Annotated in this window: 12 protein-coding genes and 3 pseudogenes; 4 read left to right on the top strand and 11 right to left on the bottom strand. The window is 74.2% G+C overall.

Annotation, left to right across the window (positions count from 1 at the left end):
* Positions 1 to 58: 58 nt before the first annotated feature.
* From OTB19_RS25470 to eccCa, 5 genes are read right to left on the bottom strand one after another with little or no spacing between them, the layout of a single operon-like run.
* Complete coding sequence (locus tag OTB19_RS25470) at positions 59 to 3,238, bottom strand: right-handed parallel beta-helix repeat-containing protein (RefSeq protein ID WP_267800740.1); 3,180 nt, start codon at positions 3,236 to 3,238, stop codon at positions 59 to 61.
* Positions 3,235 to 5,958, bottom strand: a complete 2,724-nt coding sequence (locus OTB19_RS25465; RefSeq protein WP_267800738.1) for a hypothetical protein — start codon at positions 5,956 to 5,958, stop codon at positions 3,235 to 3,237. Before OTB19_RS25465 ends, OTB19_RS25470 begins: the two co-directional genes overlap by 4 nt.
* A gap of 5 nt (positions 5,959 to 5,963) precedes the next feature.
* Positions 5,964 to 7,271 (bottom strand): type VII secretion protein EccB, encoded by a 1,308-nt coding sequence (eccB, locus tag OTB19_RS25460; protein WP_267800737.1) that lies wholly within the window; start codon positions 7,269 to 7,271, stop codon positions 5,964 to 5,966.
* 11 nt (positions 7,272 to 7,282) lie between these two features.
* Entirely contained in the window at positions 7,283 to 8,680 is a 1,398-nt protein-coding gene (gene eccD / locus OTB19_RS25455; protein ID WP_267800735.1) for a type VII secretion integral membrane protein EccD, read from the bottom strand.
* A complete protein-coding gene (eccCa, locus tag OTB19_RS25450; RefSeq protein ID WP_420716906.1) occupies positions 8,677 to 12,699 on the bottom strand; it encodes a type VII secretion protein EccCa in 4,023 nt (1,340 codons plus the stop codon). Before eccCa ends, eccD begins: the two co-directional genes overlap by 4 nt.
* 267 nt (positions 12,700 to 12,966) lie before the next feature.
* Here eccCa and OTB19_RS25445 point away from each other — a divergent pair, with 267 nt between their 5' ends.
* Both OTB19_RS25445 and OTB19_RS25440 read left to right on the top strand, forming a co-directional pair.
* Positions 12,967 to 13,605, top strand: a complete 639-nt coding sequence (locus OTB19_RS25445) for a helix-turn-helix transcriptional regulator (protein WP_267800732.1) — start codon at positions 12,967 to 12,969, stop codon at positions 13,603 to 13,605.
* A gap of 826 nt (positions 13,606 to 14,431) precedes the next feature.
* Positions 14,432 to 15,436: an RICIN domain-containing protein gene (locus OTB19_RS25440; protein WP_267800731.1), complete on the top strand. Its 1,005-nt coding sequence runs from the start codon at positions 14,432 to 14,434 to the stop codon at positions 15,434 to 15,436.
* A 61-nt stretch (positions 15,437 to 15,497) separates the two neighbouring features.
* Here the strand turns inward: OTB19_RS25440 and OTB19_RS25435 are convergent, their stop codons facing one another.
* Both OTB19_RS25435 and OTB19_RS25430 read right to left on the bottom strand, forming a co-directional pair.
* Positions 15,498 to 18,962 (bottom strand): BTAD domain-containing putative transcriptional regulator, encoded by a 3,465-nt coding sequence (locus OTB19_RS25435; protein ID WP_267800730.1) that lies wholly within the window; start codon positions 18,960 to 18,962, stop codon positions 15,498 to 15,500.
* 79 nt (positions 18,963 to 19,041) lie between these two features.
* Positions 19,042 to 19,197: pseudogene (locus OTB19_RS25430) on the bottom strand (tautomerase family protein); the annotation flags it as partial.
* Between the two features lie 96 nt (positions 19,198 to 19,293).
* Here OTB19_RS25430 and OTB19_RS25425 point away from each other — a divergent pair.
* Positions 19,294 to 19,471 (top strand): annotated as a pseudogene (locus tag OTB19_RS25425) (transcriptional regulator); the annotation flags it as partial.
* Here the strand turns inward: OTB19_RS25425 and OTB19_RS25420 are convergent.
* From OTB19_RS25420 to OTB19_RS25405, 4 genes and pseudogenes are all read right to left on the bottom strand, one after another.
* On the bottom strand, positions 19,441 to 20,064 hold the full coding sequence (locus OTB19_RS25420; RefSeq protein ID WP_267800792.1) for a hypothetical protein: 624 nt from the start codon (positions 20,062 to 20,064) through the stop codon (positions 19,441 to 19,443). The pseudogene OTB19_RS25425 and the gene OTB19_RS25420 overlap by 31 nt on opposite strands.
* Positions 20,065 to 20,430: 366 nt before the next feature.
* The gene (locus OTB19_RS25415) at positions 20,431 to 21,654 is read right to left on the bottom strand and encodes a cytochrome P450 (protein ID WP_267800729.1); all 1,224 of its coding nucleotides are present in this window, start codon (positions 21,652 to 21,654) and stop codon (positions 20,431 to 20,433) included.
* Between the two features lie 112 nt (positions 21,655 to 21,766).
* On the bottom strand, positions 21,767 to 22,969 hold the full coding sequence (locus tag OTB19_RS25410) for a PP2C family protein-serine/threonine phosphatase (protein ID WP_267800728.1): 1,203 nt from the start codon (positions 22,967 to 22,969) through the stop codon (positions 21,767 to 21,769).
* Positions 22,966 to 24,572, bottom strand: a pseudogene (locus tag OTB19_RS25405) (sensor histidine kinase). Before OTB19_RS25405 ends, OTB19_RS25410 begins: the two are co-directional and overlap by 4 nt.
* Before the next feature lie 114 nt (positions 24,573 to 24,686).
* Between OTB19_RS25405 and OTB19_RS25400 the strand changes: the two are divergent.
* The gene (locus OTB19_RS25400) at positions 24,687 to 25,460 is read left to right on the top strand and encodes a response regulator (RefSeq protein WP_267800727.1); all 774 of its coding nucleotides are present in this window, start codon (positions 24,687 to 24,689) and stop codon (positions 25,458 to 25,460) included.
* The last annotated feature ends 302 nt before the right edge of the window (positions 25,461 to 25,762 follow it).

Genomic DNA, 25,762 nt, shown 5'->3' with positions numbered 1-25,762 from the left:
GTGACCGGCCCCCGGGCACGCTGCCCGACCGACCGCCCATCTCTGCCCCTTCGGCCCGTCAGGTGGCCGCCGGCGTGGCCTCCGGCAGCATCGCCGGGGGCGTGGCCTCCGGCGGCGTCGCCCCCATCGGCGGGAGGTCGTCGACGAGGTCCGCGAGAGCCAGCTCGCGGGCCCGGGCGCGGCCCGCGACGCGGTCCGCCAACCGGTGCGCGCCGTGGGCACCGTGGCCCGGGTCCTGCCCGGCCAGCGCCGCCGTCACGGCGTCGGGCACCTCGAAGCCCAGTACGGTCAGCCGGCGCCGCGTCAGTTCCGCGAGGCCTGCTCCGGTCCAGGCGGGCAGCCGCAGGTACTCGGCGAAGACGCCGGCGAGGTCGGTGCGGTCGCGCAGCAGCTCCCGCAGGCGCGCCCCGCTCCCGGACAGCACCAGGACCGCGCCGTACGGGTCGCGGGCCGCGGCCTCGGCGGCCAACGCGTCGATGACGGCGTCCCGTTCGGCAGCCGGGCGGCTCTCGAAGGCGGCGTCCGCCTCGGCCACCAGCACACCCCCGGCGGCCTGCCGGAACACGTGCCCGAGGTAGGCGCGCGGTTGGGACGGCCAGCGCGCCGGAACGGCGGACAGTGGTACGTGGTCGAGCGCACCCGACGGTACGACGCCGGACTCGGCCAGGGCCCTGCCGTAGGCCGCGGCCAGGGCCCGGCGTCCGCTGCCGGGCGAGCCCTCCAGGACGATGTCCGCCAGCCCGGCGGTGCCCTGACCGAGCTCGACGAGGGTGTCGACGCGGGAGCCCAGTGCGTCGGCCACCGCGCCCAGGCCGGTGAGGGCGGCCAGCCGGCGGGCGGCGGGGGCGGAGGCCGGGACCTGGGCAGGTGCGGTCCGTGCTGCCGGGGCGGGCGGCGCGGCCGGGGGAGCGCCGGCAGGCAACCGCCCTGCGGGGGGCGGCGGAGCGGGAACTCCCGGTGCCGGGGCGACATCGGCGGCGGTCAGGCGGCTCAGTTCGCTGTCGTGCCCGGGTGCCTGCGTGGCGAGCCGGGACGCCTGGGTGCTGATCATCGTCTCGAAGACCTGACGGGCGACGCGCCCGTTGCCGAAGGTCGGGCCCTTGGGTACGTCCACGAAGTAGCGGGACAGCGCCGCCAGGGCGTCGTCGGCCAGTTCGTAGCAGTGCTTCGCACACAACCCCCGGACGATGGTGACCAGTTCCTCCGGGGCGTAGTTGGGGAACTCGACCGTGCGGGCGAAACGCGAGGCCATGCCGGGGTTCGAGGCCAGGAAGCGGTCCATGTGTTCGGAGTAGCCCGCCGCGATCACCACGATCTCGTCGCGGTGGTCCTCCATCATCTTCATCAGCGTCTCGACCGCTTCCTGGCCGAAGTCCGGGCCGGTGCCCCGTGACTGGTTGGTCAGGGTGTAGGCCTCGTCGATGAAGAGCACCCCGCCCAGGGCCCGGTTGAACACCTCGGTCGTCTTGATGGCGGTGCCGCCGATGATCTGTGCGACCAGGTCGGCGCGGGCCACCTCGACGATGTGGCCCTGGCTGAGGATGCCGAGTTCCGCGAGGACCGCCCCGTACAGTCGGGCCACGGTGGTCTTGCCGGTGCCGGGCGGGCCGGCGAAGACCAGGTGGCGGCTCATCGGCGGCATGGGCAGGCCCATCTCCGTGCGCCGCTTCGTCATCTTGTTGAGGTTGATCAGCCCCGTGACCTCGTCCTTCACGCTCTCCAGGCCGACCAGCGCCTCCAGCTCCGCAAGCGGTCCCGTCCCGGAGTGGGGAGTCTCGCCGCCCCGGGGGGAGGAGGCCGCGGCGAACGGGCCGCCGACCGCGTCGCCGGCGGCCGTACGGCCGTCACCGCTCGTGTGGGCCCGGCCGTCGAGGGTGTTGTCCGAGAACGCGCAGTTGCTCAGGTCCGTCCGGGCATTGGCGTGCGCGTTGACGCCGTGGCCGCGGGCGCCCGTCATGCGGCATCCGACGGCGGTGAGCGTGCCGCCGGCGAGCACCCGGATCGCGTCCGTGTCCGAATCGATGAACTCGCTCTCCTGTGCCGTCAGTTCGGCACCCTTCCCGACCGTCGCCCCGCATCCGCGCAGCGCGCAGCCGGCCAGGAACGCGCTCGACTCCCCGGCCAGCGCGAGCCCCTGCCCGCCGCCCCCCAGGGTGATCGAGCCGTCCCGCAGGGTCAGGCGGGAGCCGCCCTGGGCCAGAACGCCGGCGCCGGACGTACCGGTGACGGTGAGCCGCTCCAGTTCGACGCAGCCGGAGTCGACGGCCTGTACGGCGCCGGTGAGGGCGTCCCGAACGACAAGCCCCGTGCCCGACACGGTGGTTGCGGCGCCGGTGACATGGAGCCCGACCGGGGTGCCGGTGATCTCACAGTCCTCCAGGTGCGGGCGGGCGCCCCCCGCCACCTGGATTCCGCTGCGCGCCGCACCGGACACCGTGCAGCCGCGCAGGCGGGGCGCGGCGCCGTCGGCGATGTGCACCGACTGCCCGGCCGAGCCGGAGAAGGCGCAGTCGGTGAGCGTGGTCTCGCCGCGGCTCGTGAGGTAGGCGTCCAGCACGGTGCTGCCGGTCACCGTGACGCGTCGCAGCACGGCCCGGGCCTGCTGCTCGACGGCGACGGCGGGCTTGCCGCTGCCGGTGATCAGGGTGTCCGCGACGGTCGCCACCGCACTGCCGTTGACGCAGATGCCGTTGCCGCGGGGGCGGATCAGCCGGCAGTCCCGTACGTCCAGGGCGCCCTGTTCGGCGACCACCACCGCCGACGACCCGACCTCGGTGACCTCGGTGTCCTCCAGTACGTTGCCGCCGCGCGACGTGACCACGACACCCGCGCCGCTCGGGTTCGCCACCCGGCAGCCGCGGGCCGCCAGGGTGCCCTCGTTCCACGCCAGCACCGCCGTCCAGGCCGCGCCCTCGACCAGGCATCCGTCCAGCGCCGTCTGCCCGCGCCGCAGGTCGAGGACGGGGGCCTCCGGGTCGGCGCCGGACAGGACGAGCCCGGAGAGCCGGACCGCCTCCGCGTCCACCACGACGGTGCTCCCGGTCGGTGCGTGCACCCGCACGGTGCCGGCGTCGCCCTCGGCGGCCAGCGTCACGGCGCGGGTGATCTCCAGCGACTCCTCGTATCGCCCGGGAGCCACCGTGACCAGCGCCCCCTCGACGGCCTCGGCCAGCGCGCGGGCAATCGTTCGGTGGGCTCCCGGACGGTCGGGGGACACCAACAGGACTTGCCTGCTCACGGCTTGGCTCCTTCAGTACGGCTCGTACGGGTGGTGGCGATCAGTCCGGGCGGGTCGGCGCTCCGCACCCCTGCGTCGGTGCCGGCCTTCGCCAGGGCGTCCAGGATGTTCTCCAGCCCCTTGAGGGCCATCTCGTCGAACTGCGCCCGCTGGGCGCCGACCCTGCCGTCCTGGCCGATCTCCGACGGCGACACCTCGCGCATCAGGACGGTGTCGTCGTCCGTGCGCAGGACCTTGAAGGCGGTACCCGGCAGGAACAGCACCCGGTCGGGGACGGCCGGGTCGAGCGAACTGGTCCGGCGGGCGGTCATCGACCAGATCAGGACGTCGGTGGCGCCGCTGCCGCGGGGTCCGGCGTGCAGCGACGTTCGGGCGTGGCAGAACGCCCATTCGACGGCCAGCCTCCCCTCCCGGTACCAGGAGCGTTCCGCGTCGGTGAGCCTGGTGCGCAGCAGGGCGGGTCCCCGGTAGGAGGGCAGCCGGCGCAGTCCGGCCGTCACACAGCGCGCCAGCGGCACGTGCGGTCCGGCGGTCGCGGTGCGTACCGCGGCGTCGGCGGTGCGGCTGTCGCCCGACAAGTACAGGCGCACGGCGACCAGTTCGGTCAGGGCGTCGGCCGCCTCCGCTCGGGAGCCGCCGCGCAGCCCCGGCGACTCCGACATCACCCGCGACACGGAACCGGCCATCGCGTTGTACTGCTCGCTGAACGTCCGGCGCACCCAGTCCCGTTCCTGGGCGATGCCCCGCTCGGGCGGCAGCGCGCACGCGACCGTCCTGGGCACGGGCTGCACCCGGACCCCCGCAGCCTCACCGGGCGCGGCGGCCGGCGGCGCCGCCACGGCCGGCCCGGGCCCCGCGACCGGTGCGGCCGGGCCCGCCGGCACCGCGTCGGGCTCCGGCGCGGGCGCGCTCGACTCCAGCCGGAACCGGGGCGCGGCGGGCCGCACGAGCCGCGCCGAGGCCACGGCGGGCGCCCCCGCCCCGAGAGCGGGCTCGGGGTCCTGCGGGTGAACCGAGCCGGTGCGGGGCCCGGTCCCAGGCGCGATCCCCGCGTCGGGCCCCTGCTCGTGCCCGGAGGGCTGCGGCGGTACGGGACCCGTACCGGGCGCCGGCCCGGACGCGGACGCCTGTACCGGAGCCGGGTGGTACCGGGAGGGCTGCGGCGGTACGGGTGCCGACGCGGAGACCGCGCCGCTTCCGGCGAGCCCGTCGGCTACGTGCGGAGAGACGCCGGCAGACGGATCGCCCGTGACCGACGCGGCCGGTGTGGGAGCCATCGTGCCGGGGCCGGACGGGGCGGGGTCCGCGGGCGCTCCGCCCGGGAGCGCCGAGTCCACGGACTCCGTCCGGATACGCGGCAGAGCCGATCGGGCAGCGGGACGTACGGCCGTCGGCAGGGCACCGTCCGCCTCCCGGGCCGCCGGAACGGCACCGCAACCTGCGTCGGCGGCCTCCGAGAGGGGCGGCACACTCGCGGCAGCCGCCGAGACGGAGCCGAGTACCCCTCCGTCCGCCGAGGCGCCGGACGGCAGCGTGACGTCCTCCCCAGGCCACCCCCCGGGCGCCCCGTCCGCGCCTGACGGCATGGCCGCGCCCACCCCGGTTTCCGCGCCGTGCGGTGAAGAGGTGCGTACGGCGGCGGTCGCGCCCGACGGTTCGTTCCGGCCGGACGGGGGTGTTCCGGCGGACGGCGTCGCCGCGCCATAGGGGGAGTCCGCGCCGTGCGGTGTCTCGGTACGTGCCGTGAATGTCGCGCCCGACGCCTCGTGACCGCCGGGCCGGTGTTCCGCGCCCGCCGGCGCCGGCGCCGTCGTGTCGACGGCCCTATGACTGTCGGGCGTCGCGGAGGCGGCGGCAGGTCGCGCCCCGCCGCTCCGGGTCGGGGCGTAGGCGGAGGCGCCGTGCTCGCCGTCCGGCAGGGGCCGCGCGCCCGACGGGAGGCCGGCGTACAGGACGACGCCGTCGCCCAAGGCGTCCGCGAGGCCCTGGCCGGGGGCGATGGCCCCCGGGGTGTCGAGCGTGCCGTGCACGACGAACCGCACCGCGGACCGGGCGCCCGGCAGCACGGTGTCCCAGTAGCGGGCCACGTCGGCGACGGGCAGCGGCGGGGCGCCGGGGCTGCCGAGGACGACCAGGAGGTGGCCGGGGTCCGTGGGCACGGCCTCGACGGCACGCCGGCCGCGGCCGAGGAGCGGCCCCTCGTCGGTGTGCCGCAACCACACCCCGCACGGGACCGGTTGGACGGTCGTACGGGCGCCGGCCGCCCCGGGGCGGGCCGGAACGGCGAACTCCCAGTCTGGTTTGGGGAACCGCTGCGCGTCGGGCTCGGCGGCCCGGCCCGGCCGGAACCGCAGCCAGGCGGCCCCGTCGTCGCCGGGCACGAACAGGCCACCCGCGGCGGTCGGGACGAGCGCGCCGTCCGGGGCGAGGACCAGGCGGCCGAGCCGGTTGGCGATCAGCCCCGCGGCCGTGCGCACGTCCTCGCCCTTGTCCCGGCCGAAGACCAGCCGCAGGCTGCCGTAGCGGGAAGGCGACAGCAGCTTGGCCACCGCCGCCCACTCGTCGGCGAGGACGCCGGCCGGCAGGTCCACGACGACGAGGGTGTGCTGCGGATCGTGGGCCAGCCCGCCCGCGAAATCGGCCGCCCGCTCGTCGAGCCGGCCCTTCGGGTGGACCAGGATGGCGTCGCCGACCGGCGTCGCCCGCAGTCGGAGCCTCACCCGGCTCACCCCCGTCCCGCGGCGGCGCGGCTGAGGACCGGGCCGTCGGGAATGAGCGCGAGGACGCCCGCCGGAAGGGAGAGCCGCAGCTTGGCGTCCCCGAGGCCGAGGGCCCGTACCGCGGCCTCGTCGGCGAGCCGGTACTTCACGCCCTGTTCGGTGACGAGGTACGGGTCCCTGCCGCCGGTCGGCACCGCGAGGACGCCGCCCCCGGCCGGGAGGACGACCCGCCGGGAGCCGAGACCGGCGACCGTCAGCCGCACCTGGCCTGACGAGAGTTGTCTCAGGCACACGGTTGCGCCTTCCAAGGGGCGCACGCCCACGACGTCCGGTATCCCGTCGGTCGGGCCGCGGTCCGCAGAGACGGGGACGACCGCGATGTCCGCCTGACCGACCTGCCTCGGCCCGGGCGCGCCGGGGCGGGCGGCGAGCAGGGCGTACGCGGTCGCGTTGACCGGGACGAGTCCGTCGGAGCGCAGCAGATAGTGGTGCTCGGTCCCGCCCGCGCTGGTGCGGAAGACCTGTCCCACCTGGGCGGCCTGTCCGGCGACCGTGCCGGCCGCCGTCCCCGCGCCGGCCGGCACGGGAGCGGCGAGCGGGGCTCCGGTGGGCACGGTGGCGAGCCAGTCGGCGGTGGCGGCGAGGACCGCCTGGCCGTCCAGGCCGAGGGCGATCAGGGTCGGGTCGCCGGGAACGGGGTACTTGACGCCCCGCACCAGCAGGAACCGGGCCCCCGAGGGATCGGCGAGCAGCACCTGCCGGTCGGCCGGCAGCGGACGCAGCGCGGCGGCGGCGCCGCCGAAGACGAGGGTCTGCCCGGCGCCGGCCGGTGCACGGCCCGCCGGTCCGCCGCCGGGCAGGCAGCGCGCCCAGGGGCCGGCCGTCAGCGCCGACGGAGCCGGGACCGTGTCGGGCGCGCCCGGGATGCCGACCGGAGTACCGTGCGGAACCCCGGCCAGGTCCTTCGCGGAGACCGACTCGGGGGCTGCGCGCCTGCCCGCGATGAGCAGCGCGGAGGCCTGGTTGCGGGTCGGGCGCAAGGCGCCGTTCGCGTAGACGTAGCGGTTGCCCGTCTCCTTCTCCAGGACGACGGCCCCGTCCTTGCGCCAGTCGTCCTTCGCGACCGGGGAGACCAGCCCGTACACGCCGAACCCGGCACACAGCAACACGACCAGCGCCACTCCGAAGACCGAACCGAGGGCGGAGCGCCGGGTCGGGCTGTCGCCCCGACCGGGGTCGCCGCTGACGAGGGCGGATGCGAGCCGGCCCATGGCGAACTGGTACGCCTGCACGTGGTCGCGTCGAGTCTGCACGTTCGCCCGCCCTAGCCCGCGAGACCGCGGAAGTACGTGTACGCGTGCAGCACTTGCAACAGCAGCGGCAGCAGGGCCAGCGCCGTGACGATCTCCAGGAGGTCGCCGAGGTGCCCCCAGACCGGCAGCAGCCGGGCCCGCGGCAACCGCCAGGCACCCGCCAACAGCAGGACCGCCGCGGCCAGCAGCACCAGCAGGGCGACGGCCCGCCCCGCGGGCCCGGTCTGCGCGGTGCGGACCACGAGGACCAGCCCCAGCCCGTACGCGCCCGTCAGCACCGCCGGCATCCGCTGGAGGGTGCCGTTGGTGCCGCGCGCGCGAAGCAGTACGGCCAGGCTGAGGGCGAGCGGCAGCAGCCAGCCCGTCCAACTGTGCTCGCGGACGGTCAGCAGCCACAGGGCGACCGCCCAGACCAGCGCGGACGAAATGCCGATCATGTCGAGGCAGGCGGTGGCGACGGAGACCCGGAGGGACACCCGGGTGCCCGGCTCCGGCTCGATGTCCAGTTGGAGTTCCCTCGCGTCGTGCGGCAGTTGGGGCACGCGCAGCCGGGCCGTGCGCAGCGCGAGCCGGGGCGCGAGGTGCCCGAGGACGAACAGGGCGACGGCGACCACCGCGGCGGCCTGTTCGGCGCGTAGGCCGGTGCCTTCGGCGAGCCCCGCCCCGGCGGCCGCCGCGACCGCGGTCAGGAGCACGGTGCCGGGTACCACCAGCGGCAGCGCGCCCAGTGCGAACAGCACGCCGGCCAGCGCGATGACACATCCGGCGCCGAGGAGCACGCCGGTCAGGCCGGGGGCGTGGCCGCCGGACGGACCTTCGCGCAGGGTCGTCCCGGCCAGGGCGGCGAAGCCGAACGCGCCGAGCCCGGCGACCAGGACGCTGCCGCGGTCGGCGTGCATCCGGGCGGCCGTCGCGCAGGCCACGGCCAGCACGAAGGCGACGGCGCCGGCGACGGCGGCGGTACGGGGGCCGGTGCCCGCGCCGAGCAGCGCGGCGGCGAGGCCGGCCAGCGCCAGGCAGGCCAGGCCGATGGCGAGGTTCCGTGTGAGTTCGGGCCGCCACCGCCCCGGGCCTTCGCCGACGGTGTGCGCGACACCGTCGGACACGTCGTCGAAGTGCAGGGCGGGCAGCGGTGCGTCGGCCGGCCGCAGATGCAGGACGTCGCCGTGGCGCAGCCCGGCGCTCTCCGGGGTGGCCTCGGGGAAGAGGGGCCCCTCGCCGAGCCGCTGCAACACCCACGGGGTGCCGGCCGCGGCGCTCCCGCCGCCGAACTGCCGGAGCAGCACCGGGAGCAGGACGGACACGGGGGTGGTGACCGGGACGGACAGGTCGGCACGGCCGTCCGGTGTCTCGACGCTGACGCGGCAGACCTCGGTGGCCCGTCCCGTCAGCGGTACGGCGGTGGTCATCGTGCTCCTGGGGTGGGGGCGGGGGGCGTCGATACCAGGCCGGTCTGGACCAGCTTGACGGTGCGCCGGGTGACGAGCTGGGCACGCCCGGCGGGCAGGGTGCGGGGCTTGGCCTCGCCGATGAACTTGCCCTCCTCCTTGGGGTAGGAGAACAGCAGCGCCGGATTGCCCAGCTCCCACATGCGGCGGACCAGCGGGTCCATCACCGACCGCATCGCGCCCGAGGTGCTGCGCGCGACGACCAGGTGCAGCCCGATGTGGGCGCCCTGCGCGAGCAGCGGCACCAGGGGCGTCATCGGGGCGACCGAGCCGGGCGCGCCGGAGAACAGGTCGTAGTCGTCGATGAGGACGAACAGCAGCGGACCGCTCCACCAGTCCCGCTTCTCCAACTGTTCGGGGGAGACGTCGGCGCCGGGCTGCCGCTTGCCCACGGAGACGGCGGCGCTCTCGGCGAGCTTGCCGAGCCCGTCGTTGTCGACCACGTACCCGACGCGGTACTCCTCCGGTACGTCCTTGAGCAGTCCGCGGCCGGGGTCGGCCAGCAGGATCCGGGCCTCCTCCGGCCGGTAGCGGGTGGTGATGGCGCGGATCGCCAGCCGCAGCGCGTTCGTCTTACCGGTCTCGCCGTCGCCGTACACCAGCAGGTGGGGCGTGGTGCCGAAGTCGTGCCAGAGGGGTGCGAGCCGCTGCTCGTCCCAGCCGAGGCAGAACTTCAGGTCGCGGGTGTCCTCGGGCGCGGGGAGCCGGCGGGCGTCCAGCGTGGCCGGCAGCAGGCGCACTCCGGGAGCACGGACGCCGATCCAGAACGTGTCGATCTCCGCGACCGCCGACTTGGTGGCGGCCGTCAGGTCGTCGGTGCGCGAGGAGCTGTCGAGACGGGGCAGCGCGGACAGGAAGTGGTGGCCGGATCCGGTCAGACCCCGGCCGGGTTGGTGCGGGACGCCGGCCGCGGCCCGGGAGCCGACCTCGGACTCCATCGAGTCGCCGAGACGCAGTTCGAGCTTGGTACCCAGCATGTCCCGCAGTCGCGGCCGCACTTCGGACCAGCGGACGGCCGACACCACCACGTGCAGGCCGAACGACAGCCCCCGGGCCGCGAGTTCCATCACCCGCTGCTCCAGGTCCTCGTAGTCCTGGCGGAGCGTGGCCCACCCGTCCACGAGCAGGAAGACGTCCCCGTACGGGTCGTCGACCGTCCCGGCGGCGCGCAGCGCCCGAAACGCGGCCATCGACTCCAGCCCCCGGGCGGCGAACAACTGCTCCCTGCGTTCCAGGAGTTGCGACAGCTCCTCGACGGTGCGCAGCACCCGGTCGCGCTCCAGGCGAGTCGCGACGGAGCCGACGTGCGGCAGTCCGGCGGTGGACACCAGGCCACCCCCGCCGAAGTCCAGGCAGTAGAACTGCACCTCGGCCGGCGTGTGGGTCAGCGCGAGCGACAGCATCAGCGTCCGCAGCATGGTCGACTTGCCGGTCTGCGGCGCGCCCACCAGGCCGGCGTGCCCGTCGGCGCCGGACAGGTCGGCGACCAGCAGCTCGCGCAGCTGCTCGAAGGGACGGTTCACCATGCCCAGCGGCACCCGCAGTGCGCCCTGGACGCGGGGGTCGGCCGCGCCCATGCCGCGCTCCGGGTCGGGCACGATGCCGGGCAGCAGCTGATCCAGACCGGGCGACTCCGACAACGGGGACAGCCAGACCTGGCGCGCGGGCGGGCCGTTGTCCTCCAGCCGCCCGACGAGGACGTCGAGGAGGCTGTCGTCGGGGCTCTCGGCACCTTCCTCCGCTTCGCCCGCCCCGGAACCCTGGTCGCGCAGGGCCTCCTCGGCGAGCGACACCAGCACCGAGGCCTCCTCCGCGCGGACCGAGGCCGGCGGCCCGCTCTGCTCCAGCCCGAAGGCGGTCACCTCCAGCACCCGCCCGTCCGCGTGTCCCGTGTCCACGGGGCCCTGCGGAGCGGGGGCGGGGCCGGAGACGTACGCGGCCTTGAACCGTACGAGGTTGGTCGTGTCCACTTTGAGGTAGCCGTTGCCGGGGGCCGACGGCAGTTCGTAGGCGCTGGAGGTGCCGATCACGCTGCGGGATTCCATGGAGGAGAAGGTGCGCAGGGCGAGCCGGTACGACAGATGCCCCTCGACCCGGTGAATGCGCGACTCGTCCAGGCGCTGCGAGGCGAGGAGCAGATGCACGCCGAGGCTGCGCCCCAACCGGCCGATCGACACGAATAGTTCGACGAACTCCGGCTTGTTTGCCAGGAGTTCGGAGAACTCGTCGACGATGATGAGAAGGGAGGGCAGCGGTGCGAGGGTGGCGGCCCCGGCGCCGCGCGCCTTCTCGTACTCGTAGAGGGAGGCGAAACCGGCCTCGCGCAGCAGTTCCTGGCGGCGAATCATCTCGCCGTTGATGGAGTCCCGCATGCGGTCGACGAGGTGCAGTTCGTCGGCGAGGTTGGTGATGACGGCCGACGTGTGCGGCAGCCGGTCCATGTTGAGGAAGGTGGCGCCGCCCTTGAAGTCCACCAGGACCAGGTTGAGGATCTCGGAGGAGTGCGTGGCGGCGAGGCCCATCACCAGCGTGCGCAGCAGCTCGCTCTTGCCGGAGCCCGTGGCGCCGATCAGCAGGCCGTGCGGCCCCATGCCGCCCTGCGCGGACTCCTTGAGGTCGAGCTCGACGATCTCGCCGTCCTCGGTGACCCCGATCGGCACCTTGAGGCGGGCGTCCTGCGCGAGGCGGGGGCGCCATCCGGCGGCGACGTCGAAGGCGCGCACGTCGCGGATGCCGAGCATGGTGGCCAGGTCGAAGTCGGACTCCAGGGGACGGTCCACCAGGTCCACGCCGCCGCCGGTGCGCATCGGGGCCAGGGTCCGGGCGAGCGTCTCCGCCTCCAGCGACCCCAGCCGGTCGGCGAGACCGGAGACGGTCTCGGCGCCGTTGGGGAAGTCGACGCGGCCGCCGCGGACGGAGAGCCGGAGCACCCTGGGGCCACCGGGTACCGCCCCGGTGAGGTCCAGCAGCACGACTCCGCGCACTCCGGCGCCCAGCAGCCGCGAGGTATCGGGGAGCCGCACGCCCTGGGCGACGATCACCGTGAACGGCTCGGTGACGCCGGGCGAGGACGCGGGATCGTGGTCGGGCCGGTCGCGCAGGTCCGGCCCGAGCAGGTCGAGCAGTGCCTCGTGGTCGCCGGCGGCGAGGCGGACGGGACCGGCGGCGTCCTCCTCGTGCGGGTGGGCGTTGTGCGGCAGCCACTTGAGCCAGTCCCACTCGCGGCGCGCGGCCTCGTCGCCCAGGAACGCGATCCGCAGTTCGTCGGGTGGGTGGAAGACCGCGAGCCGGGCCAACATCGCGCGGGCCAGGTCCAGCGCTTCCGTGCTCTCGCCGGTGAACTCGACGCTGGTGAAGCGCCGCAGGGACACGGGCACGGGCAGGAGGGGCACGGTCTGGTGCGCCCGCGTGAAGCGGCGCAGCGAGATCGCGCACAGCGGCTCCAGGTCCTCGACCGGCTTCGTCTGCGGCGGCAGGAACTCCAGGGCGGCCCGGCGGGTGCCCAGCCCGATCCGGACGCGGGCGAAGTCCTCGTGGGCGGGCCGGCGTTCCCACAGTCGGGGGCCGAGGGCGAGTGCCCACAGGTCTCCGGCTTCCGGGTCGTCCCACAGCAGCGCGGCCCGCTGCCCGTCGGCGGCCTGCCGGGCCTGCGTGCGCTTCTGGCCCAGATAGCGAAGGTAGTCGCGGCGTTCGGCGCGCATCCGGCGGCGCCGTTCCGCGCCGGGCCGGCCGACCTGCATCAGGGTCATGCTGACCATGGCGATGCCCATCATCCCGGCCATCATGTACATGGTCGTGCCGCCGCTGCCGACCGAGAACATCAGCACCATCGCACCCGCGCCCAGACCCATCGGCAGGTACATCATCACCGAGCCGAAGTCGGCGGTGGCGGGCTCGCCGAGCACGGGGGGCTCGGCGAGTTCGACCTGCCCCTCGGGCATCGGCGGACCTTCGGCACGCGGCGAGCGCTTGGTGACCACAGTGCTCAACGTGCTTTCCTGCTTTCCTGCGGCTGGGTCTTCGTCCCGAACCCTAGGCAGGCGCCCCGCCCACAACCGCCCCGCGGACCGATGTCTGTCCCGGTGGACACGGAAGCCTGGTCGGACGGGCAAACACGCCAAGTGAACGCCAAGTGAGCGCCAAGGCGGACCGGCGACGATCACCGCACGCCGTCACCACGGCCGCCCGACGCCGTGCCGGTCTCCCGGCTCCACCCGTGCGACGGTCCGAACACAGGGGAGACACCAGTGACGTTGGGGACGATATCGATCGCGGTCCTCGCCAGTGACCCGATCACCGGAGAGGGCACCGCCTGGAGCCTGTGCAGGCATCAGGGGCTGAAGATCCTGCCGCAGGAAGACCACCGGGAGGCGGACGTGGTCCTCATGCTCACCGCGGACGTGACCGAGGAGACGATGGCACTCATGGAGTCGGTCGCCGCCCGGTCGACCAACCCCGCCATGGGAATCGTGCTGGTGACGGGCCGTATCGACGAGGCCCACCTGATGCGCGCGGTCCACCACGGCCTGCGCGGCGTGCTGTGGCGTCAGGACAGCACGTTCGACAAGGTCGTGGAGGCGGTCCGGGGCGTCGCCGAGGGCGCCGCGACCCTGCCGGCCCCTCTGCAGGGGCAGCTCGTGGACCACATCAAGGCGGTGCAGCGCGATGTGCTGGCACCGCTGGGACTGACCACGTCCGGCCTGGAAGCCCGTGAGGTCGACGTGCTGAGGTTGCTCGCCGACGGCTTCGACACGACCGAGATCGCCCGGAAGCTGAACTACTCCGAGCGCACCATCAAGAACATCGTCAGCGTCATGATGAACCGCCTCGGGCTGCGCAACCGCACCCACGCGGTCGCCTTCGCGCTGCGCACCGGGACCCTGTAGGACCTGTCCGGCCCGAGCGGGTGGGGAGCCGGGGGAGGCGGGTAACGAGGTGACGCGCGGCAGCCGATCGGTCGGAAGACGTCCCGTCGGCCCCGGGCCCGGAGGCCCGCACCCGGCACGCAGGGGAAGGAAATCCGGTCCTGCCGGGCAGGGTTCGCCGCCTGCGCGGCGCCGACGGCACACGGGCTCCTAGGGTCGTCCGGCGAGGACCACCACGCGCGGAGGCGGGCAGGCACACATGGAACACAGGACCGGACCGGCGGAACCGACCGGGGACGCGGCCAGTGAAGCGGCCGTCTGGGAGCAGCCACTGCCCTGGTTGCCGGAGACGGATCCAGGGGCCGAGCCGGAGGCGCTCACGGAGCCGGGTTCGGCCGCGGAGCCGGCTCCGAATTCCGGGCCGACACCAGCGCCGACGCCCCCCGAGGCGGCGCCCGGCACCCCTGCGGCATCACCCGAGACCCCTGCCGTGCCCCGACCCCCTCGGCCCACGAACCGCGGCGCTGCCGTACCCACGCCGGATACCGCGAACACCCCTGCCTCCAGGGCAGGGCCCGACGGCGAGACCGTTCCCGGGGCGGAGCCCGCCGGTACCCCCGAGCCGGCGCCGGACCACGGGACGGCCACGGCAGCCGCTCCGGCGGCGGAACCCGCGACGCCTTCGGACCCCGAGCCTGCGCCGGAACCCGCGGCGCCTGCCGCCTCCGGGCCGGAGCGCGATGAAGCCCCCGCCCCCGCGGCCCCGTCCGGCGCGGAGAGCCCGACCGTGCCGCCCGAGGGTCGCGCGTCCAGGTCCGGCACGGAGCCCCTGCTCACGCTCGCACCCGTGGCTCCGGTCAGCGGCGGCCCCACGTCCGGCGGCCGATCCGAGTCCGCACCTGCCGGCGGCGGGCCGGGAAGGCTGACCCGGCTGCTCGCGGCCCGGACCGCCACCGCGCCGACGCCCGTGCGCGGCGGCGCGGAAGGGCAGGAGGTCCAGCCGGAACGCAGCGCGCGGATCATCGGGGCCGTGACCGCCGCCTCGGTGCTGCTGGCCCTGGGCCTCGGCACCGTCGCGTTCATGGCACTCCCCGGCGGCGACGCCTCCGGGCCGGGCGCGGCGCGCGTCGAGGAGGCCGCCGCCCCGACGGTCGGCCCGGACGGTTCGGTGCTCCCCGCCCCGTCCGCGTCCCCGCCCGCGAGCGGCACACCGGCGGCGAACCCGCCCGTCGCCGAGGGCGCCCCGGCCGCCGGGAGTCCGGCCCCGCCCGGCGCGGGCCCGGCCACCGGTGCCGATCCCGCGCCCGGGTCGGGGCCCGCCCCCGGGAAGGGTGCCGCGCCCGGTCCCGCCCCCGCCGGTCAGGAGGCCGGCGCCCCGGCGCCCCAGGCAGCCGGCTCCGGCGGCGCCACCGCCCCGCGCCCCGCGCAGAAGCCCCCGGCCCCGGCGGCCGCCGCACCGGCCAAGGCGGTCGGCGACACGATCGTCGGCTACGGGTCTTCCCGCTGCGTCGGCGTGTCGACGCGCAACGGATCGGACGGTTCCGCACTGCAGTTGCAGGGATGCGGCGGCGACGCCTGGCAGAAGTGGGTGTTCGCGTCCGACGGCAGCGTCCGCTCCATGGGGCTGTGCATGGACATCGCCCGCGCCTCGACCGCCAACGGTGCGGACATCCAACTGGCCCGCTGCAACGGCGGATGGGCCCAGCGGTTCAACCTCAACGGCTCCCACGACCTGGTCAACACCCAGATCGGGAAGTGCGTCGACACCAAGGACGCGGGCACCGCCGCCGGCACCCGCCTCCAACTCTGGGACTGCGGTGGTACGTCCAACCAGAAGTGGCACCTCGGCTGAGGCCGGCCGGCACGCGGCTGCCGCGGCCCCCCGCGCCCGGCAAGGCACCGGAAGAGACGGTTTAACCGTACGCCGCCGCCCGTACGCCCGTCGTCCCCGCCGCGACGGCCGCGCGAGCCGCTGCCTCCAGGTGGGGCGATCTCCACCGCCGGGCGACTTCCTCCGCCCGGGCGAAGTGCCGTAGCGCCTCGGGTTCGTCTCCCAGGAGCCGGTGGATCTCGCCGAGCGCGTGGGCGAGCGGGCGGGTGACGAAGGAGATGCCGGCGGCGCCCGCGAGCTGGTCGCGGGCCGGCAGCAGCAGCGGGAGCAACTCGCGGGCCGCGGACCGGTCCCGCAGCAGGCACGCCAGTTCGGCGCGGAGCGTCAGGGCGATGCTGTAGAGGTGGTCGGGCACGCCGGTGGAGAGGGGACCGAGCGCATGAACCCGGTCGGTCCTGCCCTGCCGGGCGAGGACGACGGCGAGGGCGAGCCGGGCCAGGGGAGCGCTCCCGTCGTCGACGGCCCGCAGCAGCGGCTCGGCGTCCGAGGGACGCCCCTGGCTGAGCCGGACGGTCGTCAGCCCCAGTACGTGGACGAAGTCGCCGTGCGACGACCTGTTGGCCCGCAGCCGGTCCCGCACCTCGGCGTAGCCGGCCTCGGCGTCGGCGAACCGGCCCTCGACATGGGCCAGCATGGCCAGGGTCGACAGGTTGATCGCTTCCGCCTCGACCAGCCGGTGCCGTGCGGCGATCGCCCGTCCCTTCAGCGCGTGGCGGCGGACCCCGGCCACGTCGTTGCGGGCACCCGCGGCCATGCCGCTGATGTGCTCCCGCACCCAACTGTTGGCGGGGAGGTCGTGCGCGTAGCCGAGCACCCGCAGTTCCGTCGCCAGGACCTCGCGGTGGCCGGCGAATCCCTGCGGCACGGCGACGGACGCGGCCGTCAGGGCGCAGGAGATCAACAGCGGGTCACCGACCGCGCGGGCGATCGCGAGTTGCCGGGCGCCCTCCCGCTCGCCGGGCGCCCCGTCCGGTGGGGTCCGTACCGGGAGTCCGAGGATCATCGGGTCCACGGCGGCGCGGGCGATCAGCCCGTCGACGAACGTGTCGAGCGCGGCCGGGGTGACGAGTCCCTGCGGCCCGCTCAGCGCGAGCCCGGGGCCGATCGACGCGCCGAGCGCCACCGCCACGAGCGCGTCGTGGCCCACGTCCGATGCCGCCTCGATGGCGCGCTGGCGGGTGTACCGCGCGGAGACCACCGCCCCGGCCCGTATCTCGGCCCGCAACAGCCGTCCCAGCAGAGCCACCAGCCGGGCGCCGCGTGCGTCCGCCGCGCCGCCCTCGCCGGCCGGTATCAGGGCGAACGACTCGATGGCCTGCCCCAGCAGCTCCACTGCCGTGTCGTGGGCGTAACGGCGCTCCGCCAGGTCCGCCGCGGCGAGGGAGTACTCGACGGCGAGCGAAGCGGTCCGCGCCGTTGCCGACCGCGCGAAGTGGTGGGCCAGGGCCGCCAGGTCGTCGGGTCTGCGACGTCGCAGCACTTCGGCCAGCCGGGCGTGCAGGCGTGCGCGGCGCACCCCGATCAGGTCGGTGTAGACGGTGTCGCGGACCAGCGCGTGCGCGAACCGGACCAGGCCGGGCGCCGGTTCGGTCAGCAGCCCCGCCATGACGCACTCCTCCAAGCCGTCGAAGACCTGGTGCTCGTCGTACTGGGCGGGATCGACGGCCTCGATGAGGATGCCCACCTCGGACTCGCAGCCGCACACGGAGGCGAGCTGAAGGACGGCGAGGGCCCCCGGGCGCAGCTGCCGCAGGCGCCGGCGCAGCACGTCGCGTACGCCCTGCGGCACGTCGGAGACGGCCACCAGCGCGCCTTCGCTGGCCAGCAGCCGGGCGCTCTCGCGCACGTAGAAGGGGTTCCCGCCGGTCCGTTCGGCGAGCGCGGTCACGGTGGCCGCGTCGACCGACGTGCCGCACACGGCCCGGACCAGGGTGTCCACATCGTGCGGCGGCAGCCCGCCGACGGCCAGTCGGTGCGGGGAGCGGTGCGCCAGTTCGGCGAGGGCCCCGGTCAGTCGGTCTCCCGCATCGGCCGGACGGTACGTCGCGATGACCAGCACCGGGGCGCCGGTGAGATCGGCGGTCCGCTCCAGCAGGGCCAGGGTCTCGCCGTCCGCCCGGTGCAGGTCTTCGATGACCACCGCCAGCGGGCCGCTCCCGGCTGCCGTCCGCAGCCAGGCGCTGAACGCCCGGTGCAGCCGGAATCTCCCGGCGCCCCTCCCGTCACCCCACGCCGGAACCCCCTCCGACAGGCCCTCGCCGCCCGTGCTCTCGCGGTGCCCGCGAGCCACGGGCCCGACGCGTTCGTCGCTCTCGCCGTGCCGGGTCCGTGCACCCGCCCCGCCGTGTCCGTCGTGCGGGGGGTGTGCGCCGCACTCGTTCTCCTGGAGCAGCGGGGCGACCGCGTCCGGGTCCGGGGGAGACACCTGCCGGGCGAGCGCGGCGAGTGCCTCCGCCCAGGCCCACGCGGGCGGGGCGCCGTCGAACTCGGGGCAGCGCCCGACCACCACCGTCCAGCCTTCGGCCCGCAACTGCTGCCGGAACCGGCCTAGCAGTGCGGACTTGCCGGCTCCGGCCTCTCCGGTCAGCAACACGACGCCGCCCGCGTGCCGGGCGTCACGGGCGACCTCGTACAGCGCCGCCAGCTCACCGTCCCGTCCCACGAACAGTTCGTGCGGGGCAGCGGTCGAGACCACCACCGGTGCGGGCCGGCCGGTCGTGGGTACGGCCGCGCGCAACACCTCGGTCCGGCCCGTCAGCATCGCCCGCTCCAGGTCGGCCAGCGCGTCGCCGGGGTCCAGACCGAGCTCGTCGGCCGTGATGCGGGCGGCCCGGCGCAGTTCGGCCAGTGCGTCGCCGCGCCTGCCGCCCGCCCACAGCGCGAGGGCGAGCAACCGCCAGCCCTCCTCCCGCAGGGGGTGCTCCCGTACGAGGGCCTCGGCCGAGGGCACCGCCTCGACCGCAGCCCCGGACCCGAGGGCCGCCTCGACCGCGAGTTCCCGTGCGACGACGCGCAGTTCGCCCAGCCGGGACGCCTCGGCGTGGGCCCACTCCTCGTCGGCCCACTCCCCGTACGCCGCCCCGTGCCACCAGCCGAGGGCCTCGTCGAGCAACCGCCGGGCCTGCGCCGGTGATGCGGTACGCGCCCGCCGCACCGCCCCTTCGAAACGCCATGCGTCGACCGCTTCCTCCGGCAGCCGCAGCGCGTACCCGGGCGGGGCGCTGACCAGCACGCCGGACGGAGTGCGGGGCGCCCGGCCGGGTTCGAGCACCCGGCGCAGGTTCGACACGTAGGCGTGCAGGGATGCGGCCGCCTTCTCCGGGGGCCGGCCGCACCACAGCCGGTCGATGAGCCTGTCCACGGGTACGACGGCGCCGCGGTGGACCATCAGAAGGGCGAGGACCGCGCGTTGCCGGGGACTTCCCAGGTGGACCGGCATGCCATCGATGGCGGCACCGAGCGGCCCCAGGACCTGAACACAGAGCATGAGGTGCCAATGTACAGCGCTTCCGTGACAGGTACGCTTCATCCCGCCGCTCTTCCGGGTGAGGCGGGAGGACAGGCCCTCAGTCCTGCGGAGCCTGCCCGATCTTGGCAAGCGTCAGAACCCCTCCGCCGATGCCCCATCCGGCGTCGGCGCCCTCTTCGACCAGTACGAGTGTGGTGACCCGGGCGCGGTCGCCGAAGATCTCGGCGTAGAGGTCGGTGGTGCGCGTGATGATCTATCCGTCCGAGTCACCTGCCCGGGCCAGCGCTGGGCCCACCCTGGGGTTGCCGGCCCCTGGCTCGGACCCCTCCGGAGAGGCGACGATGAGCGGGTGAACCTTCCCGAACTTGCGGCGTTCCTCAGGTCCCGGCGTGATCGGATCCGGCCGGCCGACGTGGGCCTGCCCGCCGGGCCCCGGCGCCCAGCCTTCGTCCCAGACGCCGGCCGCCCTCGCCCGGGCGCTGCGGCTGGGCGGCGATCAGCGTGACCACCTGTTCCATCTCGCCGACCTGACGCAGGCGGCGGGCCCCGCGCCGGTCTCCTGCTCGGCATGGGCCCGGGCATGGACGGCGAGCCCCGAGCGGGGATTCAGCAGCAGGGCGGCGGTCGCCAGTTCGTGCACCTCCTCGGGCCGGCCCTGCTCCGCACGCGTCCAGGCAAGCCGGCTCGTCCACACCCAGCTCTCCGGCCCGGCCGACGCGTACTGCCGCTCCACCAGGGCGTCGCCGCGCTCGCGGCAGCAGGCATCCCCGCCGGCCGAGAAGGAGTCCAGCATCAGCGCGGCCACCTCGCCCCCGGGCCACCGGCCGAAGTGCGCTTCCAGATGGTCCGCGCACAGCCGGTACTGCCGGTGTGCGAAGAGGAACACGCCGTGGACCAGGCTCACCGCCCTCCCTCCGGCCGGCTGCGCGTCACGGTGCGCCCGCACGAGTTCGGCCCGCAGTTCCGCGTCACCCAGCCCGTCGCTCGTGGCGAGGACCAGCAGCGCCCGCGCCACCCCGTCTCCCGGCGCGCCGGACACCCACGCCCGCAGCGCGGGCAGCGCCCACCCGCTCAGCGACGCGAACTCCCTTACCGCGGCTTCCCCGGCTGCTCCCCGCACCAGCCCCATCTCAGTCCCGGGCCATGAAGACGGCGAAGCAGACGATGCCGCTGTTGCCACAGTGGTTGCGTGGCAGACTCAGCGGCAGTCCGGCGTAGTTCCCCTGCGCCAAGCTGCTCCCAAGCCGCGGCAGACACCGCTCACCCAGGCGCGCACCGACACTGGAGAATCGCTTCTCCCCACGCACCAACAGGACGGCCGGCTCCCCCCCGATTGGCGCATCAAGCGAGCATCGCGCCGGGGCGGCCGGGACAGGAGTCCTGTCGTGCGGATGGCCGCCGGGGAATGAAGTGAAGCCCTGCTTTCCCTTGTAGGCACTCGCTGTGGAGGCGGGCCTTTCGATGGCTGCGGCCGACGGGTGACCGGTCAAGGCAGCCTGAGAATGAAGCCGCTGCGGGGAGCCGTCGGGATGCGGGACAGGGGGATGGTGAGGTTCTGGTCCGGGACCTCGTAGTCGAGCCGCGCCAGCTCCGCCGCCACTGCCGAGAGAGCCGTCACGGTGACATCCTCGCCGGGGCGACGGTGACCCAGGGCCGCGTCGCCGCCTCCCTGGGGGATCAGCTGGGCCAGCAGGTTGTTCGGGCTGGTGAAACGGTGAGGGTCGAACCGGTACGGGTGCTCCCACAGGGCCGCGTCGTGATGGTGTCCGTAGAGGTCGAGCAGGACCAGGGTGCCCTTGCGGATGGTTGTGCCCCGCCAGGTCAGATCACGGGCAGCGAGTCCGCCGACGAAGGGGGCGAAGGGGTAGAAGCGGCGTACCTCGTGAGCGAAGGCCTTGGCGTGGCTTCCCTCCGGATCCGAGCGCAGGAGCTCGCGGTGGTGAGGCCAACGGTGCAGAGCGTGGGCGGCGAACGCGGCGAACCAGGCGACGGCGACCGTGGGCCGGATGATGTTCAGAAGCTCCACGGCGGCGGTGTGCGGGTCCAGGACGTTTCCGTCCACGTCGCGGTGCCAGGCCACCGTCTCTAGAGCGGAGCCCTTGAGGTCGGCCTCCTGACTCTCGCGTACCTGGGAAATCAGGCGGGCGAGGGACTGCTCCTGACGGTCGCGAGCGCGGCGCGCGCGCAGGTGCCGGAGGCCGGGAGCGGCGAACCCGTCGACCATGGCGACACAGTCGTGGGCCATCTCGCGAGCATCCGCCTCGGACAGCGCCATCCCGGCCCAGTCGCACACCGCGAGGGAGAGCACCCTGGCGGTCTCGTCGAGGACCACCACAGGATCCGACTTCCAACCGGCCACCGCTTCTCGCCACCGCCAGACGACATGGTCGCCGAGCGCGGCGATGCCCTTGCCGCTGTCGAGGAGCGCGATGAACATCGCCTCGCGGACTCGGCGGGCCTCACCATCGAGGGTGTGGCCGGCACCTTGGTCGAACAGTGTGTCGAGGACGGGATCCGGCAGGGCTACGGTCCGTGGAACGTGACGCTCGTCGTGGAAGAAGGCAACGGCCTCCGGGCCACGCAGCGCGACCGTGGGCCTGCCCAACAGACGGGTGGCGAACACGCCGTCAGTCGCGCTGCGCATCCGGTCGGGCAGCCAGGCGTACCCGCGGGTCAGGAGACTGACGGTGCTGTCGCTGTAAGGGGGCATGGCATGCGCGTACCCGACGCGACGCCCCGCACACGCTCTGCGCCGCCACGGCGTTCAGGCCCACGTCGTCATCTCAGACCCCTGCCCGTGCCTCGGCCGGCCACGCGCCGTGTCACGGGGAGGGGTGTCGCCTGTTGTCCCAGTCGAGGCGCAGGACGGCGACGTCATCGGTGTGGCGCCCGGCGTTGCGTGCCTGGGTCTCCTTGATGAGGCGGTCGACGAGGGCGGCCGGGTCCGTTGGCGGCAGGTCTCGGATCAGTGCGAGGAGTCCTTCGGCGCCGAGGCGTTCGCCGCCGGGGCCGTTGTGTCCTTCGGTGAGGCCGTCCGTGTAGACGGTCAGTGCCCCGGTGGTGGGCAGTGGGGTCACGGTGGCGGGCCAGTTGGCGAGGGCCGGGGCGATCCCGAGGGCGATGCCGTGCGCCGTGGCCACTTCGCGGGTGCCCTCGGAAGCGGTGAGGAGGGGTTCGTGATGTCCGGCGAGATGGAGGGTGGCGGTGGCGGCCTGCTGGTCGAGGGTGAGAAGGGTGCAGGTCGCGAACAGGTGCTGCGGGCCGCGTTCGGCGATCAGGATGCGTTCCATGAGACGCAGGAGCTCCGAGCCGCGGTGTCCGCCGAGGATGAGCGAGCGCCAGGCGATGCGCAGGCAGACGCCGAGGGCCGCGGCGTCGGGACCGTGGCCGCTGACGTCGCCGACGACCGCGTGCAGGAGCCCGTCGTCGCCTTCGACGACGTCGAGGAAGTCCCCGCCGAGCAGGGCCCGTTCGGCGCCGGGTAGATAGCGGGCGGTCACCGTCACCGTGGAGGTGTCGAGGATCGGCTGGGGGAGGAGGCCCCGTTCGAGGCGGGCGTTCTCCTCGTCGCGCAGGTGGGCCCGCTGTGCTTCGACGGCCTGGCGTTCGGTACGGCTGCGGTAGACGGCGTAGCTGACCGTTCGGCGCAGCAGCTCCGCCTCGACCTGGCCCTTGACCAGGTAGTCCTGGGCGCCGGCGCTCATTGCCTCGGCTCCGGCCTGCGTCTCGGACAGGCCGGTCAGGACGATCACGGCGGTGTGTGGCGCCAGGGCCCGGACCGAGGCGATCGCGTCGGTGCCGGACACGTCGGGCAGATGGAGGTCGAGCAGGACGCAGTCGACGTCGTGGGAAGAGAGTTCGGCGCGGGTTCCGGCGAGTGTCGCTCTGGTGGTCAGCTCGAAACGCAGGCCCGTGTCGTGGAGGAGCTCTTCGACGAGCAGGGCGTCGCCCTGGTCGTCCTCGACCAGCAGGATGCGGTAGAAGGCTTCTTCGGGAGCCGCGTGGTGCGCGTCGGGCACGGTCATGGTTGTGTCTCCCGCTCCGCGCGGGTGGCCTCCGGCACGGTGCCCGGGCCGGGGCGTTGGGCGGGTTCGGGGGCCAGGGTGAAGGTGATGCGGGTGCCGTCGCGGTAGTCGGGGTCGACGGCGATGGTGCCGCCGTGGAATTCGACGATCTTCTTGCACATGGCCAGGCCGATGCCGCTACCGCTGTACGCGTCCTTGGTGTGGAGCCGCTGGAAGATCACGAAGACCTTCTCGGCGTATTCGGGTGCGATGCCGATGCCGTTGTCGGTGACCGTGAACCGCCACAGGGCGCCTTCTCGCTCAGCGGCGATGTGGATCTTCGGGGCCTGGTCGGGGCGGTGGAACTTGATCGCGTTGCCGGTGAGGTTCTGCCAGAGCATTCCCATTTGGGTGGGGTCCGCGATCAGGGTCGGCAGCGGGTCGTGTGTGATCACCGCGTCCGTCTCCTCGACGCTGACGCTGAGGGCGGACAGGGTCCGCTCCAGCACGGAGTCGAGATCGACGTTCTGGAGCTGGTGGTTGACGCGGCCGACCCGGGAAAGGGCGAGGAGGTCGTTGATGAGGTCTGCATGCGGTTGGCGCCGTCGACCGCGAAGTCGATGTACTGGTCGGCGCGGGCGTCGAGTTGTCCGCCGTAGCGGCGCTGAAGGAGTTGGGTGAAGCTGGACACCTTGCGCAGCGGTTCTTGGAGGTCGTGGGAGGCGACGTAGGCGAACTGCTCCAGCTCGGCGTTCGAGCGCTGGAGGTCAGCGGCCTGGGCGTCCAGGCGCAGTCGAGCCTGTTCGGCGAACGCCAGCTCTCGTACGAGCCGCCGGCGCATGAAGTCGATCTCACCGCTGAGTTGTCGCAGGTCCGCGGGCCCCGTGGAGGCGATGGGGTGGTCGAAGTCGCCGGCCGCGATGATGCGGGCGTCCGAGCCCAGCCGGTCCAGGGGAGTGGTGACTCCTCGGCGAAGCCCCTCGAAGACCAGCACCGTCAGAGCGGCGATGACCAGGGCGATCGCGATGAACACCCAGTTGCGAAGCGTCATCGTGGCAGAGAGATCCTCCACCGCCCGCGCTCGATCCTGCCGCAGTCGGTCCTGTTGAGCGCTGATCGCGGTGCGGACGCCGTCGAAGGCCTCCTTGCCGGCCGCCGCCCGTTCCGCGGTCAGCTGTACGGGCGCCCCCGCGGGCACGGCCGCCACCGGGCGGGCGAGCTGCTTCTGCCAGGTCTCGACCGCGTCCTGCACGGCCTTGAGGTCCCTCAGGCCTGCCGCGTCGCCGTGGAGCAGTTCCGTCAGGCTCGCGGTATAGGTGCTCTGGTCGGAGAGCCCTCGCTGGTACGGGGCGAGGAAGTCGGAGACGCCCGTCAGGCCGTAGCCGCGGATGCCGGTCTCCTGGTTCAGCAGCGCCGATTCCAGACGAAACGACGTACTCAGTGCGGGGGACCTCACGTTCACCAGGTGATCGCTGAGTGATGCCGTACGTCCCAGCACCCATGCGCCCGTCACCCCGAGCAGAGTGAGGACGGTCAAGGACACGGCCACCCCGACGCGCAACCACCGCCGCGTCGTCCACGCGGAGAACCTCCGCGTGTTCAGCGGCCGCTGAACGCCGGTCATCGTGCCAACTCCTCGCCGAGACAGCCGCTCTCGACCGAGCACGGCAGGCATACTCTAAACGGACCAGGACAACCCATGTTGTCCTGCCTTCCCAAGGCACCTAATGTGCCTGTCATGCCTGGCAAGAACTTCGTACTGAGGACCAACCCGCCGGAGACCGCAGCCGTCGCGGACGCGGCGGTCGGACACCTCGTGAGACGCCTTGCCCTCCAGCTACTGGAGGACGCTCCGAACCCGCCCCTAGGCGAATCGGCCCAGGCCTTGGCGCACCTGCACCTGCTGGACCAGCTCCAGCAGGCAGCCGAACGCCTCCAACGGGACGCCGCCGTGACCGCAGCCCGCGCGGGAGCCGGCTACCCCCAGCTCGGCGCCGCCTGCGGAATGACCCGCCAGGGCGCACGCCGCCGCTGGCCCGGGCTCTTCGACCACTCCAACGAAGCACCGACGGAGCACCCGATGACGACCACCCCCGCCCACCCCTTCGACGTCCTGCTCGTCGAGGACGACATGGCCGACGCCATGCTCATCGAGGAGGCCCTCTCCGAGCGCGGGACGCGCAACCTGGTCCAGGTCACCGACGGGGTCGCCGCGCTGGAGCACCTGCGCACCCCCGGCAGCGTCCGGCCCGACCTCATCGTCCTCGACCTGAACATGCCCCGCATGAACGGCCGCGACCTGCTCCAGATCCTCAAGAACGACGAGAATCTCCAGACCATCCCCGTCGTCGTCCTCACCACCTCCTCCGCACCGGAGGACGTCGCCGGCGCCTACGGCAGCCACGCCAACGCGTACGTCACCAAGCCCGTCAACCTCGACGAGTTCGAGAAAGCGGTGCAGAGCATCGACGCGTTCTACCTCGACACCGCCACCCGCCCGCCCCGGACCTGAGCACCCCCCCGCCGGGCGGGCACGGCCGGACGATCACGCCTCGCTCCTGCCCGAGCCGGCGACGAGCGGGGCCGGGGAGACGGGTCCGCCGCAGACGACGGCCGTGGTGGGGGCCGCCGGAAGTGGTGGCGACTCGGAGCCTCGAAACGGGTCGGCGAGAACGAGAGCCCCGGTCCTAGTAGGGCTTGGTCAGGTCGGGGCTGGTGTGGGTATGCCGCGGTGACAGGTGGGGCAGACGCCGGTCCATGTCGCGAGGAGGGTCTGCAGCTCGCGGACGACGCGGTAGAGGCTCAGGCCGGCGC

Origin of the sequence: Streptomyces sp. H27-H5, from assembly GCF_026627505.1 — a bacterium.
In the GTDB taxonomy this organism is placed as follows: domain Bacteria; phylum Actinomycetota; class Actinomycetes; order Streptomycetales; family Streptomycetaceae; genus Streptomyces.
This window is presented reverse-complemented; position numbering and strand designations above follow the sequence as displayed.

Coding starts and splice junctions, on each gene's coding strand:
- OTB19_RS25415 (WP_267800729.1), bottom strand. CDS start 21,654: ATGCCCCCTTACAGCGACAGCACCGTCAGTCTCCTGACCCGCGGGTAC.
- eccD (WP_267800735.1), bottom strand. CDS start 8,680: ATGACCACCGCCGTACCGCTGACGGGACGGGCCACCGAGGTCTGCCGC.
- OTB19_RS25410 (WP_267800728.1), bottom strand. CDS start 22,969: ATGACCGTGCCCGACGCGCACCACGCGGCTCCCGAAGAAGCCTTCTAC.
- OTB19_RS25435 (WP_267800730.1), bottom strand. CDS start 18,962: ATGCTCTGTGTTCAGGTCCTGGGGCCGCTCGGTGCCGCCATCGATGGC.
- OTB19_RS25400 (WP_267800727.1), top strand. CDS start 24,687: ATGCCTGGCAAGAACTTCGTACTGAGGACCAACCCGCCGGAGACCGCA.